The sequence below is a fragment of the Pedobacter sp. genome (genome assembly GCF_035317785.1).
In the GTDB taxonomy this organism is placed as follows: Bacteria; Bacteroidota; Bacteroidia; order Sphingobacteriales; family Sphingobacteriaceae; genus Pedobacter.
Genome location: NZ_DATHGC010000231.1, coordinates 1 through 14,817, shown reverse-complemented (window position 1 = coordinate 14,817; position 14,817 = coordinate 1). Strand labels below are relative to the sequence as shown.

At 43.9% G+C, this 14,817-nt stretch carries 9 protein-coding genes; 1 reads left to right on the top strand and 8 read right to left on the bottom strand.

Annotation, left to right across the window (positions count from 1 at the left end; all coding sequences use genetic code 11):
• The 6 genes from VK541_RS14040 to VK541_RS14015 form a co-directional block, all read right to left on the bottom strand.
• Positions 1-1,440, bottom strand: a 1,440-nt coding sequence (locus VK541_RS14040; protein ID WP_324370956.1) for a S41 family peptidase, incomplete at its 3' end; no start/stop codon positions are given.
• 94 nt (positions 1,441-1,534) lie between these two features.
• Positions 1,535-1,750: a hypothetical protein gene (locus tag VK541_RS14035; RefSeq protein WP_324370955.1), complete on the bottom strand. Its 216-nt coding sequence runs from the start codon at positions 1,748-1,750 to the stop codon at positions 1,535-1,537.
• A gap of 55 nt (positions 1,751-1,805) precedes the next feature.
• Positions 1,806-4,169, bottom strand: a complete 2,364-nt coding sequence (locus tag VK541_RS14030; RefSeq protein WP_324370954.1) for a gliding motility-associated C-terminal domain-containing protein — start codon at positions 4,167-4,169, stop codon at positions 1,806-1,808.
• Positions 4,170-4,259: 90 nt separating this feature from the next.
• Positions 4,260-5,033, bottom strand: coding sequence for a DUF4397 domain-containing protein (locus tag VK541_RS14025; protein ID WP_324370953.1), 774 nt, complete (start codon positions 5,031-5,033; stop codon positions 4,260-4,262).
• Positions 5,034-5,044: 11 nt separating this feature from the next.
• Positions 5,045-6,601 carry a RagB/SusD family nutrient uptake outer membrane protein gene (locus tag VK541_RS14020; RefSeq protein ID WP_324370952.1) on the bottom strand — a complete coding sequence of 519 codons (1,557 nt, stop codon included), beginning with the start codon at positions 6,599-6,601 and terminating at the stop codon, positions 5,045-5,047.
• Positions 6,602-6,634: 33 nt separating this feature from the next.
• Positions 6,635-9,706, bottom strand: coding sequence for a SusC/RagA family TonB-linked outer membrane protein (locus VK541_RS14015; RefSeq protein WP_324370951.1), 3,072 nt, complete (start codon positions 9,704-9,706; stop codon positions 6,635-6,637).
• A gap of 233 nt (positions 9,707-9,939) precedes the next feature.
• Here VK541_RS14015 and VK541_RS14010 point away from each other — a divergent pair, with 233 nt between their 5' ends.
• Complete coding sequence (locus VK541_RS14010) at positions 9,940-10,686, top strand: DeoR/GlpR family DNA-binding transcription regulator (RefSeq protein ID WP_324370950.1); 747 nt, start codon at positions 9,940-9,942, stop codon at positions 10,684-10,686.
• 63 nt (positions 10,687-10,749) lie between these two features.
• Here VK541_RS14010 and VK541_RS14005 read toward each other — a convergent pair whose 3' ends face one another.
• Positions 10,750-12,048, bottom strand: a complete 1,299-nt coding sequence (locus VK541_RS14005; protein WP_324370949.1) for a RagB/SusD family protein — start codon at positions 12,046-12,048, stop codon at positions 10,750-10,752.
• Positions 12,049-12,075: 27 nt separating this feature from the next.
• A partial coding sequence (locus VK541_RS14000; protein ID WP_324370948.1) for a SusC/RagA family TonB-linked outer membrane protein occupies positions 12,076-14,817 on the bottom strand: 2,742 nt, incomplete at its 5' end.

The window sequence follows — 14,817 nt, the reverse complement described above, 5'->3', positions numbered from 1 at the left end:
CTTCAGATCATCCAGATCGGCCTTTACGACATTCAGTTTATTTTCTTTTTCGGCCTCCTCCCGCAAATCAGACAACAGCCTTTCCGTCCTTGAAGTATAAGAATAGTCCTTGCTTGCCATAGATGCCACAAACTGGCCATAATCCGCATCACTCAATTGAAAACTTGCTGCCGGCGTAATGGTCTTGTTCCGTTTCTTAAAATCATTCGCATAGTCAAAAAACAGGTTTTTGCTCAATATGGATGTGGTCACCGGGCTAAACTTTGTCAGGCCCACTACCACGTCCGGATAGATGCCATTTCCATCATACACGCTTCTCCCCGTTTTGGTACTAAACTTACTCATTAGCGAATCGGCAAATTTCAGTGTTTTGCCGCTGGCATCCTTATGCGCATAATCCAATGCCTGGATGCACCTTCCCGAAGGCGTAAAGTATTTAGCAACAGTAACCTTTACCAGGCTATTGTATGGCAAAGTAAAGGTCTGCTGGACCAATCCCTTTCCATAACTGCGCTGCCCTACTATAATGGCCCTGTCGAGGTCCTGCAGCGCACCTGCAACGATCTCTGAAGCAGATGCTGAATTTGCCCCCACCAGCACCACCAGGGGAGTCTGTGGGAACAAAGGGTCATTCATTGTCTTATAAGTAACTGTCTTCTGCGGATTCCTTCCTTTTTGAGTGACCACCATGATGTCCTTGTTTACAAACAGATTTACGATCTTCACCGCCTCCTGCAATATACCGCCGCCATTGTACCTCAGATCCAGGATCATTCCCTTTGGCTGTTCTTTGTTCAGTGCAGCCGCAGCATCCTTTACCTCCTGCGCAGAGTTCTCCAAAAACTTATCCAGCCTGATGTATCCGATATGATCTTCAGTCATTCCCGAATAACTTACATTTGGCTGTTTAATCTCATCTCTAACCAATTTTTTGGTGATTACAGCCCCGTCCCTGATGATCAGCAGATCCACCGGCGAACCCTTAGGGCCGCGAAGCAGCTGACTGACTTGTGCCCGGTCCTTCCCTTTTATTTCATTATTATCGATTTTAACCAGTTGATCACCTGGCTTCAGGTCCTGCTTATCAGCCGGATAACCCTCCATCACCTCATTGACGAAGAGCTTACCTTCGATAAATAACGTAGTTGCACCAATACCACCGTATTGGGTACTTACATATTTCAACTTATAATCTTCTATTTCCGATTCCGGAATGTACTCCGTATAAGGATCCAGATTCCCCAGCATCGCATCAATCCCGTTGTGCATCAGATCTGAAGGATTTGTTTCCTCTACATAATTGATGTTGATCTCCTTATAAAGCGCGGCAAAAATGTCCAGGTTTTTGGAAACCAGGAACAAGTCTTCTTTAAAAGACCAGGTAAGCGAAGCAAAAGCGATAAGAATTAAGGCTGTGGCCAGTTTGTATTTTTTCATCATGCACTAATCTGTTGATAACCCAAACTTAGATGTCTGAATGCAATTTAACATTTAATGCCCTTAAAAACAATTAACCGGCTACAAAAAGAGAAAATTATAGCCTGTTGCCTTCGGGATCAGCAAGCGCCTTTTTTATAGTAAATTCAACGTATTCCCTGTCCCTTTTCACCAAACCCATTAATTGTTGTACCAGGGAATCTTCCTGGCCGGGTATGAAAGGAATCTCTACTTGTGCGAGGTCACGGTATTTTCTAAGAAATTTGATTTTAACCTTTGTCCAGGTTTCAGGAGTAAGTGTAAAACTTGCCATGATAATTTACTTTGGGGCAAAAATAGGAAAATTTAGCAGTAAAGGACACGCAATTCTATTTGATTATTGTTAGACTACCGGTCAAATTCGGACAATCGCCTTTCAAATCAATCACATAATAATAAACTCCTGCAGGCAAGTGTCCGTTTTTCATACTTCCATCAAACTCCAAGACATACCCTCTGGAGTAAAAAACCCGTTCACCATACCGGTTAAACACCGAAAAATCAGAATTTGTATAGCTATCTGCTCCCTGGATCTTCCAGGTATCATTTATCCCATCGCCATTTGGAGAGATTGAATTTGGAACAACCAAAACCTTTTTACCGATATCTGTAAAATTGATCAGTGGAGAAGTTTGCACACAATTATAACGGTCCGTTACCTTCAAAAAGTATTTTCCCGGAGCAGCTTTTTTCAATTCCAATTCACTCCCAACAATGCTGCCTAGTTCATTGATCCATGCGTAAGTAAAAGGCGCTGTAGTGCCATCAATCTTTATCCCGGCTGCACTAACAAATCTTCCATCGCAAGTAGTGTTTTTTATCAACCCGGAAAGGTCTATCGATGGTGTCACCGCTTCTGGCACTACAAATTCGCCGGCTATGTTGCTGCAGTCCTGTCCATTTGATGCTGTCAGCATATACTTGCCTGCCGGCAAACCAGAAACTGAGGCATTGCTACCAACCACCGTTCCCGCCTCATCCTTCCATTCAAACAATGAAGGCTCCTCTGTTTCATAACCCGTTATTGTTATTGATCCGTTATCACTATTGCAATTAGCCGGTACAACGACAAAATTTTTCGCTTTATATACAATGTCCTTGTTTGGAATGGTATATACCGGAGACCTGATCGCACAACTCCCGGGCTGTCCTCCTTCCAGATAATAATTTCCAGCTTCGATATTCACCAGATCCTGACCATCATACACCAGTTGCCCATCCTCTGTGTACCATTTATAGAAACTGGCATCACTGATGCTAATCCCTGTAATGCTACCCTTACTGCTGCTGCAAAATGTCTCTGTGATCATCTTCCCCTGATCAAAAAGCAATGGTTTCGAAAAAGACGAGGTTGCCCCATCCGCATTGGTTCCGGTGGAAGTGATCCCGCCAATAAGCGGACCATTATAAACCCAGCTCCCGTCTGGGTTTGTCGGCACAGTAGCAATCCAGATTTTACCCTGACAGTCCGGGCATTCATCATCATAAAAAAGTTCGATGAAAGAATTGGGCAGATAAGTCCCTCTGGCGCTTGTGGAGGTGATTGAAGAAATTGAGGATTGGACGATAGTTTTGGGTAGTCTGTCAAAAACAATAGATTCTCTATTACAATAAATGCTGTTTTTTAAAATAGATACCGGATAAGAGAGGTCAACTTTAATCGCTTGTTCGTTATAAGCAATAACATTCTGATGCCCAATAGTCCCTGCACCGCAATTGTACAATTCAATACCATATTTCTCGTTTCCGTAATTCTCTGAATTTGGGCCAGTACCGATCACATTACGCTCAATTGAATAGTTGTTCCTAACATTATCGATCCTGATACCTGTAAATTGTGATACAACATAATTGTCAGTAATAAACAGATCTACACCCTGACCATTGGCGAAAACACCCGTCGACTGATCCGCCGGAAAGGTTCTGGATTTGTCAACACTGAAGCCGATTACATTGAAAGAAAAATTAACTGTACCACTCAATGCCCCCAGCGAAACTCCATCTGCATTGGAGCTTATTAGATTTCCATATTGAGCCGCTGGGCCACCTATGGTTGAATTTCTAAGATAGCTTAGGTCAATCCCTACAGCATTACCTGCTGCAGTCATGCCACTTGGATCAAGTCCGATAATGTTCGATGAAATGGTTATATCTTCCTGAAGATTTGGTGTAGTGGGTGAAATAACCGAAGTGTAATTATTTCCAAAACCATTTTGCTTATTTGGCGCACCAATTTTGATATGAGAAGCATTCCGCAGAAAAATCCCGGCCTTTCTCTCATCTGAAGGAGCGCTCCGCTGGGAAAGAAAATTACTAAAATAGATGCCATAGATCTCAATATTAGAAACCCCATCCAGTACCAGTCCGCTAAACCAGGTTGCAGATCCTCTTACAAGCCTGATCTTAATACTTGGGCTTCCAAGTAAAGCTGTTGGCTGTGTGGTACCATCAATCACAAGGTTCGAGGTCAGCGGAGGCAGTTCTTCAGTAAGCGTTATCGCCATATCAACCGCATCAGCACCAGGCAGTTCAAAATGAATACGATCGGCCACAGCCCCATTCGCATTTGCATCCAGTATGGCCTGTCTCAGCGAACCTGCACCATCATTCGAGTTACTCGTCACAGTAAAAATTGCGGCATTTGAAGTGAGACAGGGTAAGATCGCCAGTAACAAGAAACTTAAAAATCTCATGCTTGCCTCTTAAAATTAGTACTGCAAGATACCCACAATTGAAAAAGAAAAAAAGGCCGGTCATTTTATTAATGATCCGGCCTCTGTTATTTACCTGTTTCTCGTCAAATCCAAACCCGGATTCGCCGCAACATTCACATTACCACGTGCGGCAATAGTGTATACAAATCCTTTCGAAAAGGAAACATCCGCTCTTGTAATGGTATAATTGGTTGGCGTATTCGTACTAACTGCAGTTAAATTATACACCCCATTAGGAACTTTTGTATAGGTTGACGCACTTTTATACGCCGTCACAGGCGCTATAGTGACCGATGCAGCAGTAGTTTTATTTACAGCCTTCAGATCAAAACCATTGATCGCGTTCGGAATGGTGTTTACCAGCCTAACATAGGCTGCTGCGGTGTCAGGGGCCGGGAACACATCTTCCAATACGAAGCCTGATGTAGTTTTTGCGGCGGCATCATAGATCCCGCTTGTAAAAAAGGAGTAGTACTTACCTGCTTCTACAGTAGCGGAAATATCTGCGATCACGGCATTTGCATTTGCTGTTGCCGTAGACGATATTTTTGTTTTAAAGGCAACATTCCCGATACTGCTCAGCAGTGCATAGCTATTGTTAGCAGGGAATATACCTGCGTAGGCCACGCCTGCTGGAGCCTCCGCTCCTGTAGTAGAATTGACCGCTGAAATTTTAGTGTCATTGACATAAAAATTTATGCTCGGACCACCAACAGCAAAGTTATAACCACGGATGTAAGCTCCGTTTGATGGCGGAGCATCGATTTCCTGTACGGCATTTTTCTTACAAGATGAAAAACCTGCAGCAAGGACCAATAAGATTAAAATATAATTTCTTTTCATTTTGCGAGTAATTAAGGTTGAATAATCCATAGTGGTACGGTGTGAAAATCAGCAGCAAGGCCACCGATCTTATCCAGGTTTGCCCTATTCCAAACATATTCAGAATTATAACGCAGCCTGACCCTTTGTACTACTTTTCCACCGTTATCTCCATATAAACCAGTTGGAACAGCAAAGCCGCGGAAAATTTGTTTACCATTGGCCGCCGGATCAACATCAGTATAATGATATCTTCTCATGTCCATCCAGGTCTCATAATGTCCCCAACCCCATTGGGCAATGTATTTTTGCGACATAATATGAGACAATGTCAAATCAGACGCAAGCACAGGGACTATTGCAGTATTGTTAAGAAAAGCCGTTTTTTCTGATGAAGTGATTTGAGATGGCAGCTGACCGTTATCGCTGTTGCGCGCATTTACAAAATCAATGTGCGATGATATTGCATTTCTATAGGTATCCAAAGCTACTGCTTTGTCTCCTTTTCTATAAGCTGCCTCTGCCTTGATGAACTGTAGTTGCGAATAAGTCATGGAAGGGAATCTTGAGACATCATCAAAAAGATAAGTTGTCGGTTTTCCTGCTGTAATATTCGCATCGTACCCCCATATGTTATTTGGTCTTTGAGCAGTTGTAAGTGCTCCGTAATTAACCACATTTACGTCCAGTCCGCGGTATACTCCATCAGGTGCAGGAACCAGCATTCTGGTCATTCTGGGGTCAACTACATTGTCAAACTGTGTTCCGTTCATCAACCCAACTATAAATTGTGTCTGTCTGTAATTTTGGAAATTCTGACGGCGTGGTCCCATAAAATTAGAATCGTCATTTCCCAATCTGCCATAAGTGAGAAGCGCATCATCTGCATTACCGGCAAATGATTTGTCAACGGCAGCAATAACCGCATTGGGATCATACACAGACTTATTACTATAATGGCTTAGATTAATAGCAAGTAATCCGTAAGCATATTTAAGCCATTTTGTACGGTCACCATTGTAAATTTTATCGCCCACACTCAAAAATGTAGCGTCCACAGCCCCATCAGTTCTCTGCAGGTTACTAATGGCAAGACCCAGCAGTCTCCGTACCTCTTCATAAGCAAATTCCTGGCTGTCATAAGCAAACTCAGTCTTATTAGGGACAAATGCTTCCTTTATGGTAATTTCTCCATGCAGATCAGTCAGCGTTTGCCAGCCCCAGGCCTTAAGGATGTAACCTACCCCCAATAGATCCCAGCGTTCCTCGGCCTCGGCTTTGGTCATCATGTCAATAAGATTCTTTCCTAAACTCCAATACACATCCCTAAAGGTCTGCGCTCCATTGTCAGAACCAGGATCATAGCCCATCCGGTCCCAGGTGCCAAGTGTCGCCGCCGGCAGGGTCCAGTTCTGCGTATACCTGCCTATGTGACGCCCCTCATATGCAGCATCTGTAACCATCCAGTGCAGCATAGGTGCCAGATATAGGTTTGCTGTAACATCCTGGGGCGCATTTGGATTCTCGTTAACATCCAAAAACTTCTTGCAGCTGCTTACCAAAACCAGGCAGGCAACTAAACATGTCATATATATTTTTCTCATTTTAATATCTCCTCCTGATTATAAACCAATTTTAATCCCAAAGTTCACGCCCATCGGTATGGGGAAATTTCCATAGTCGATACCCACACCTCCAGAACCACCGACTGCTGCGCTATTTCCGTTCACCACCGGATCAAGTCCAGAATAATTGGTAATTAAAAACAAATCTGTCCCGGTCACAAAAAGGCTTGCGTTTTTTACAAAGTTCTGCTTCTTAAGCAGGCTTGCAGGCAGCCTGTAACTGAAAGTCACATCTCTTAACCGAAGCCAGTTGATATCTTTTTCAACGAACAATTCTTCACTAATGTCTGTATAATACCCGTTCTGGTATCTTGGAACGACAATGATGTTGTTTTTTGTAGGATTTGCCGAGTTTTCCAGACCATCTCTCAATACACCTGCAATTACACGAGGCTCGTTTCTGTCAAGGGTGCGCATACTTAAGCCCCGGGCGGTCAAGAACTGCTCCGTACCGTTGAGTATATCACCACCTTTTCTTATATCAAGAAGAAATGAAAATGAAAAGTTTTTAAAGCTAAAAGTATTAGTTAGTCCAATAGAAAAATCAGGCTGCCTGTCATATCCCGCATCAATAAATACGGTCGATCTCAACGGCAGACCAGTTGTGGGATCTATGAGTATATCGCCGGTATTATTTTTCAAATAGAAAAATCCGGTTAAAGATCTCGTAGATTTACCCACAGAATTTCCGCCCCTTATATTTCCAAACAACCAGGTATCAGAAACGTATGCTTCTGGTAATGAATTCGGTAATGCAAGTACTTCGCCTTTAGCACTCTCAAAATTTGCCAGCACGTCCCAGGTGAAGTTTGTCCCTTTTACCGGCGTTCCCCTCAAAGTCATTTCTAAACCCTGATTACGGGTACTTCCGCCGTTCAGATTAAACAAAATATATCCAGTTGCATAACTTCCCCGGATGTCATTTATAATCTGATCGGTAGTTTCCTTTCTGTAAACCGTCAGATCAAGTCCCAAACGGTCATTCAGAAATGCCAGCTCCGTACCAAATTCATATGATTTTGCAAATTCAGGTTTCAAATTCAGATTTGGTCCGGTAAATCCATAACCATAACCACCGCCAACAGTCGGTTTAAATTCCAGAACTGCATTATACGCATAAGGTCTCGCGTCTTTACCAACCTGAGCATAAGCTGCCCGAAGTTTACCAGAGGTAAAAATTTTCTTCAGACCTGCAAAGGCAGGAACATCCGTAAACACAAAGCTTGTTGATACTGAAGGGTAATAAAATGAATATCTGTCTATTGGAATAGTTGAAGTTCTGTCATTCCTCATCGTTCCTGTCAGGTATAAATAATCATTATAATTCAAAGTTGCCCTTCCAAAGAAACTAACCAGTCTTCGTCTGGTCAATGTACTCCTGGCATTCCGGATATTGGTATTATTTACCGAAATAAAATCCGGATCTAAAAAATTTTCACCGTAAGATGCGTCAGTATTAGACCTTAGATCCTGGAACGACTGGCCTATGGTAGCATCAAATGACAGTGATTCAGTAAACTTAACGGTATTGAAGTTAAACAAATTCTGCATATTCACATTACGTACCACATCATTTGCGATATCCAATATGCCTTTGGGCCCAAACCCCGCAGTGCTTTCAGGATGCCTGACAATCATTGTTGTGTTTGTATAGTTGTCTACCCCAATGTTTGTTTTGAAATGCCCCCATGAAAATGGAGTAATTGTCAATCCGAGATTTGAGATCAAGCGGTTTGTTTTAGAATTATTCAGATTTTTGTTGATATTGAAATACGGATTATCAACTTCTGATCCGGCTCCAAGAGTAGACAGGCGTCTCCGCGTACCTGCTGGCGTCAGGTAATCTTTTGCATTATCTGTTTGCGGCCACACCAGCAGGCCAATCAATGGACCGCCTACGCCTTTACGGGCCTGATCATTGTTAGAATAGGCATAGCTCATCGAAAGATCTGTTTTCAACCAGCTGTTTAGCGTGGCCTGAGTTGAGCCTGTCAGGTTAATCCTGTCATATTTTGAATTGGGAACTACGCCATTTTGATTGGTAAATGAACTTGAAACCCTGTAGTTAAGCTTCTCCGCGCCCCCGCTAAATGACAAATTGTGCTTCTGGGTTAAAGCAGTTTGAAAAAACCCATCGATATTGTCATAAAACTGGGTGCCGGCAGGATATTCGTTGCCAAAATACTGGAAGGTGCTTGCTCCAACACCACTAATACCATATTGCCTTTGAATCTCTGGTTTTCCTCTTGGCGTTTCCACCCTGAAGCTATTGCTATAGTCAATAACACCCGGGCCGGATTTACCTCTTTTTGTGGTGATCACGATTGCGCCATTTGCCGCATCAATTCCGTAGAGCGCAGCTGCCTCAGGACCCTTCAGCACAACTAAACTTTCAATGTCCTCAGGGTTGATATCTGAAGACCTGTTGGTAAAGTCGACTGTCCGGTTGGCTTGCGAAGTGTTCGAGCTGATCTCTGAGAAGAAGGCGGAGGTGTTCAGCGTCTTGTTGTCGATCGGCAATCCGTCAACGATCATCAGTGGCTGGTTGCTGCCGCTGATCGAACTGACACCCCTGATCGTAATAGATGATGAGGATCCCGGGACACCGGATGAACTCGTCACCTCGACACCGGCTACCCGTCCCTGCAAGGCATTAACGAAGTTTTCGCGTTGTGTTTGAGCAATATCCGCTCCTTTAACTGTTTGTTGAGATGTACCCAGCGATCTTTGCTTCACTGTTTGACCCAATGCGGTAACAACGACTTCATTCAAAGACTTGTTATCCTCCTGCAATACCACATTAATTACATTTCCGGTCACAGCTTTTTCCTGTGTTACGTTCCCGATAAAAGAAAAGACCAGCACATCGCCTTGTTTCGCGCTGATGGAATAAGTTCCTGATGCCCCGGTTTGAGCACCGCTCTGATTTCCTTTGATTTTTACAGATGCCCCTGGCACCGGCAGCCCATCGGGCGAAGTTACCTTACCGGTCACCGTAACCTGCTGCGCAAATGCCTGCGTCAGCAACAAGGAAATGCCCATAAAAAGTAATAGTAGTTTTCTTTTCATAAAAGCTTGTTTTGGTTTAAGAATTTAAGTTTGTTTAGTTTCCTTGATTTAAAATCCTGCACTTACACGCATAAAAATCAAAGCTCTAGTAAATATCATAAAAGTTTTTCACTATTTTACAAAATAATCTACTATTTTTATGCTACACAGAAATAAATACTGCAAAAACCTGCAAAAACACGCATAGCGTTTTTTCGACCGTTTTTTATTTATTTTAGCCAAAAATTAAACCGATGCTTAAAAAGGAACGCCATGATTTTGTGATGCGCCAGATCAACCTGCACAACCGCGTGCTTACTTCTGATCTTGTTCAATTGCTAAACGTCTCAGAAGACACCATCAGGCGCGACCTGCAGGAGCTTTCAGACAGCAACCAGTTGATTAAGGTCCATGGTGGGGCACTTTCCAAATCTTACCAATCCTCATTCGATGACAGCACCGTCTATGCAAAAGACGCCAAGATCAGCATCGCCAAAAAGGCAATATCTCTTATAAAAGATGGCATGGTGGTACTGACCGGCGGCGGCACCACGATTATAGAGCTGGCCAAACAGCTTCCTGAAAATCTGCATGCCACTTTTTTCACCATCAGCCCCTTTGTAGCCATTGAACTGGCTAAATACGCCAAAATAGAAGTGATCCTCATTGGAGGCCTGTTCTCTAAAAACTCCCAGGTCACCTATGGCGGCCATGTGATCAACCAGCTTTCAGAGATCAGCCCCGACCTTTGCCTGCTGGGCACAAGTGCGCTGCACCCTGCCGACGGCCTTACCGACACCGACTGGGAGATCAACCAGTTGAAGAAAACAATGCTCAACGCATCTAAAAGAACCGCGATACTTTGTATTTCGGAAAAGCTTGACATCTCATTGCGGCTCAAAGTAGCCACACTGGAAAACATACATTACCTGGTTACCGAACTCTCAGCAGATGACCCTGCATTAGCTACCTATAAAGTCAAAAACTTACAGATTTTGTAATAAAAAGAGGGGAAGCCGTTGGCTTCCCCTCTTTTTATCCTCTAGTGTCACACCAGATCTCTATTAGAAAGCCGGATCAGCCGGAGTATTTATATTGTTGTCCCTTTCAGTAAACGGATATGGAAAGAAATTCCGCTTCCGGTCACCATTTGGCAACCCAAACCTTCTCATATCTTCCAGTTTTAACCCTGACAGATACAGCTCAATACTCCGGTGTTTATAGATCAACGGCAGGATCTGCGCAGGAGTCAAAGCGCCAACTACTGGTGGCAAAGCTGCCCCAACACCAAAAGGATCGGCTGCGGGCTGCTTGGTCACCACCTTGTTCAGCTCAATCAATGCATTCACCGGATCCGGCGTAGCCTGACGGGCATAAACCTCAGCCTTGATCAAAGTGACCTCGCCGGGCAAATAGACCGGTATAGCAGTGGTACTCGTCAATCCAAAGCCACCTAAACGGGCAGTAGGTGCGGTCGCATTTGGCACGGTGTAAAAAGGAAGCCGCTTATCTGCCGCATCAGGAGTGTAGGCACCTGTCAATCCCAGATTGGCATTGGTTGGCTGGAACACGTTATTGGTAGAAGTCGCGATCTCAAAAATTGGGTTCAACGTCTGCGCGTCAAAATTGAAAGTTGATTTTTTAGTCAGATCAACGCTATTCGCAGCTGTCAGGGCTAAGGAATAATTTCCTGCAAAAAGCGCATATCTGGCTTTTAAAGCATATAAAGTATTCTGTATGTCAATTCCAGCAGGCACATTACTTAAAAACCCGGCGCTGATGTTATTGGCCGTAATTACAGAAAGCGCATTGTCTATTACCGCAATAGCTCTATTGAATCCTTCAACCCGTCCTATGAAAGTCACATTTTGTCCAATCCCGGAAGGTATATTTTCCCAGTACTGAGACAAATTACCTAACGCTAAGGCCTTAAATATACTTGCGTATGCGATCAACCCTGAAGCATAATTCTTGTCACCCAGATTTGCAGCATTATTAATCACATTATCTGCGTCAAAAATGATCTTATTGCTGTAAGTCCATAAATTTGTTAAAATATTATTCGTGCCATCCACGCTATTACCGCCAGTGAACAGCTGCAATTCCGGTATATTTCCTGAATTCATAAGCATGATTTCGTTGGTAACGAAGCCGGCAGTGGAAACCGAATTGAAGTACACCCCGAGCCGGCCTACCGAATAGACTTTTTGCAGGCCTACCACTACTCCCGTCAAACCTTTTGGCGTGGTCAGCACATCATCCGCATTTGCACCCGATGGATCTCTGTACTCTTTTTTGCAGGAAGTTATCATAACCAACACCAATAAGGTGCTTACTATTTTATATATATAATTTCTTTTCATCAGAATGTATTTTTGTCCTTAATTAATTTAAAACTTAGCACGTACACCTAAACTAAAGGTCCTCGGAATTGGCACAGGTCCAAAGTCGATGTTCCTGAGAAGGGTGGATTGTCCACCTGAGTTCAATTCAGGATCGTATCCTTTGTAGTTGTCCCAGGAAACCAGATTCCTTCCGCTCAGGTTGATCGTGAGATCCTGCATGAATTTCACCTTCCCGACATTATAACTTAAGGACACCTCTCTTAACTTCACATAAGAACCATCATCAATCCGCCATTCTTCGGTAGCATATACGCCTGCTACATAACCACGCGGCAAAAGGCCCATCTGTTCCTGCTCGGCCACCTTACCGCCGCCTACACCCTGACGGGTGCGCCAGTCGGCATTCCATACATCTGCACCATCCGAAGCATCCAGCTGAATATGCAGTCCTAGTTTCTTATAAGAAAAATCATTTACAAATGACCCGGTATAATCAGGGTTCGGGTCACCAATAACCTTACGCAGGGTAGTTCCTGTAGGCAGACCATTTGCACCCCGCTGAGGTGTGTAGGTCGTGGTGGAATTTTGAATGCCCCGTTCCAGTTGAGGGATTCCTGCAGCATCAGTTAACAAGCTTCCATCCGGATTTCTGGCAAAAAAGGTACCATAAAATACACCAGCAGGTTCACCGTCGATGACGGCAACCGGAGCGCCGGGATTTGTAGTAATCAATTGTAAAGCACCGGTGCCTTCAGCTTTATTCCTGTTGCGGTTGAAAATAAACGAGGCATTCCATTTAAAACTATTCGTTACAACAGGAGTTCCGGTAATCATAATCTCTATTCCCTTATTTTTTAAGGAACCGTTATTTTGCAATAGGCTGATATAACCTGTTGTTGGCGCAATAACAACCGGAACAAGCAGCTCATCAACCTTTTTGGCGTACCAGTTGAACACCAGGCCAAGCCTGTTTTTAAAGAACGACAGGTCTGTTCCAAGCTCCAGTTCAGTCTGCCTTTCCGGGGCGACGTCAGTATTTGCCAGCTGGGTTTTGGACACCAGCGAAGTCCTGCCCAGATAAGAAGAAGAAAGATACTGGTTAAAACGCTCATATGGCCCAATTCCGGTTAGATTACCCGATTGCCCATAAGCGGCCCTGACTTTGAAAGTATCCCACCAATCGGATACACCCAAACCACTCCAGTATTCAGCCGATGAAAGGACATAGCTGGCATTTCCTTTTAGGTATGCCTTAGTCCGGTTTTTTTCACCAAAAACGGTCGACTGATCCACACGTACTGCGCCCGTTACAAACAAATGGTCTTTGTATTTAAAATTTTGCTGCAGGTATGCTCCGCTTATGGATTGCTGCAAACGCCTGTCGGCGTTAGGCAGGATGGTGCTGGCCCCCTCTACACTTTCTATAAAAGGCGCAAGTCCACGTCCGTTAGACAATAAATAATTATTTTTTTCATATTGATAAGAACCGCCCAGCTGAGTGGTAGACAGCAAAACATCAGATAGTTTTGCATCATAAGTAAGGTTCAGCTCATGATTAAACAGGGTAGCTGTAGCGTTAGCTGCGCTTGCATAACCATTTAGACTTGGGTCCAGGCTGGGCCCGCCTCCATAAAAACCCGTGCTCACGTTATAAGCGAAAGGCGGTATAAAAGTAGTTCCATTCTGGATGGTATTGTCCACTCCAATGGTATAATCGACAGTCAGATTTTTAACAGGGTTCAATACAAGTTTTGCATTGGCAATGACACGGTTAACCGTTTGGCGCTGCTTAATGTCCTCAATTACCGACACCGGGTTCACCCTTCCCCGTTCTCCAACGGCTTTTAAATTACCCAGGGCATCCCGCGCAAAGATGTCATGAAAGTTACCAATGATCGTGATCGAATTCATAGGTGAGAAAAATGAGTTGCCATCGGGCTTTTCATTTGCATCACTATGAATATAATTAAATCCAGCAGTAAGTTTAGCCCAGTCTGTAATTTTCTGGTCCAGGTTTGCCCGCATGTTATACCTTTTGAAGTCCGTATTTTTAATGATCCCCTGGTTAGAGAAATAACCTAATGAAGTATAGAATTTAGTGTTATCACTTCCTCCTGCAACAGATACAGTATTGTCTGTACCGACAGCCGATTGAAATATATAATCCTGATAATCGTACCTGTTTACCGGTACGGTAGTAGTATATAATGTAGGCACAGTTGCCGGGGGTATCGTCACCGTTTGTATCACATCCTGGGTAAAAGCATCAACAGGCAGCTTAGGATCCCCAAATTTAACGGGTGACCGGTTCACTTCCAGCTGCTTACGCAAATGACTGGTTGTAAAACTGGAAGATAAACTAACAACAGGCTTGCCGCTCATCCCTCTTTTCGTAAAGATCTGGATAACCCCTGCGTTTGCTCTGGAACCATAAATGGCAGCAGCAGCAGCACCGTTTAAAACCTCAATACGCTCAATGTCGTTTGGATTAATGTCGACCATCCTGTTCTGACCAATAGCCCCGACGAAGGTTCCATTGCCTCCAGTACCACTGCCACCTCCGTCGTAGTTGGCTGAGGTATTGGTTACACGGGCTGTAGCATTATTTACAATAACCCCGTCAATAATATATAGCGGATCTGAGCCTGAATTTAAAGAACTCAGCCCGCGTAATCTGACTGACATCCCTCCCGCCGGGTCGCCGGAATTCTGACTGATCTGTGCGCCAGGGGCCTTGCCTTGTAAAGCGGCAAGCACATTTCCGCTGGGCGCTTTTAACAGATCATC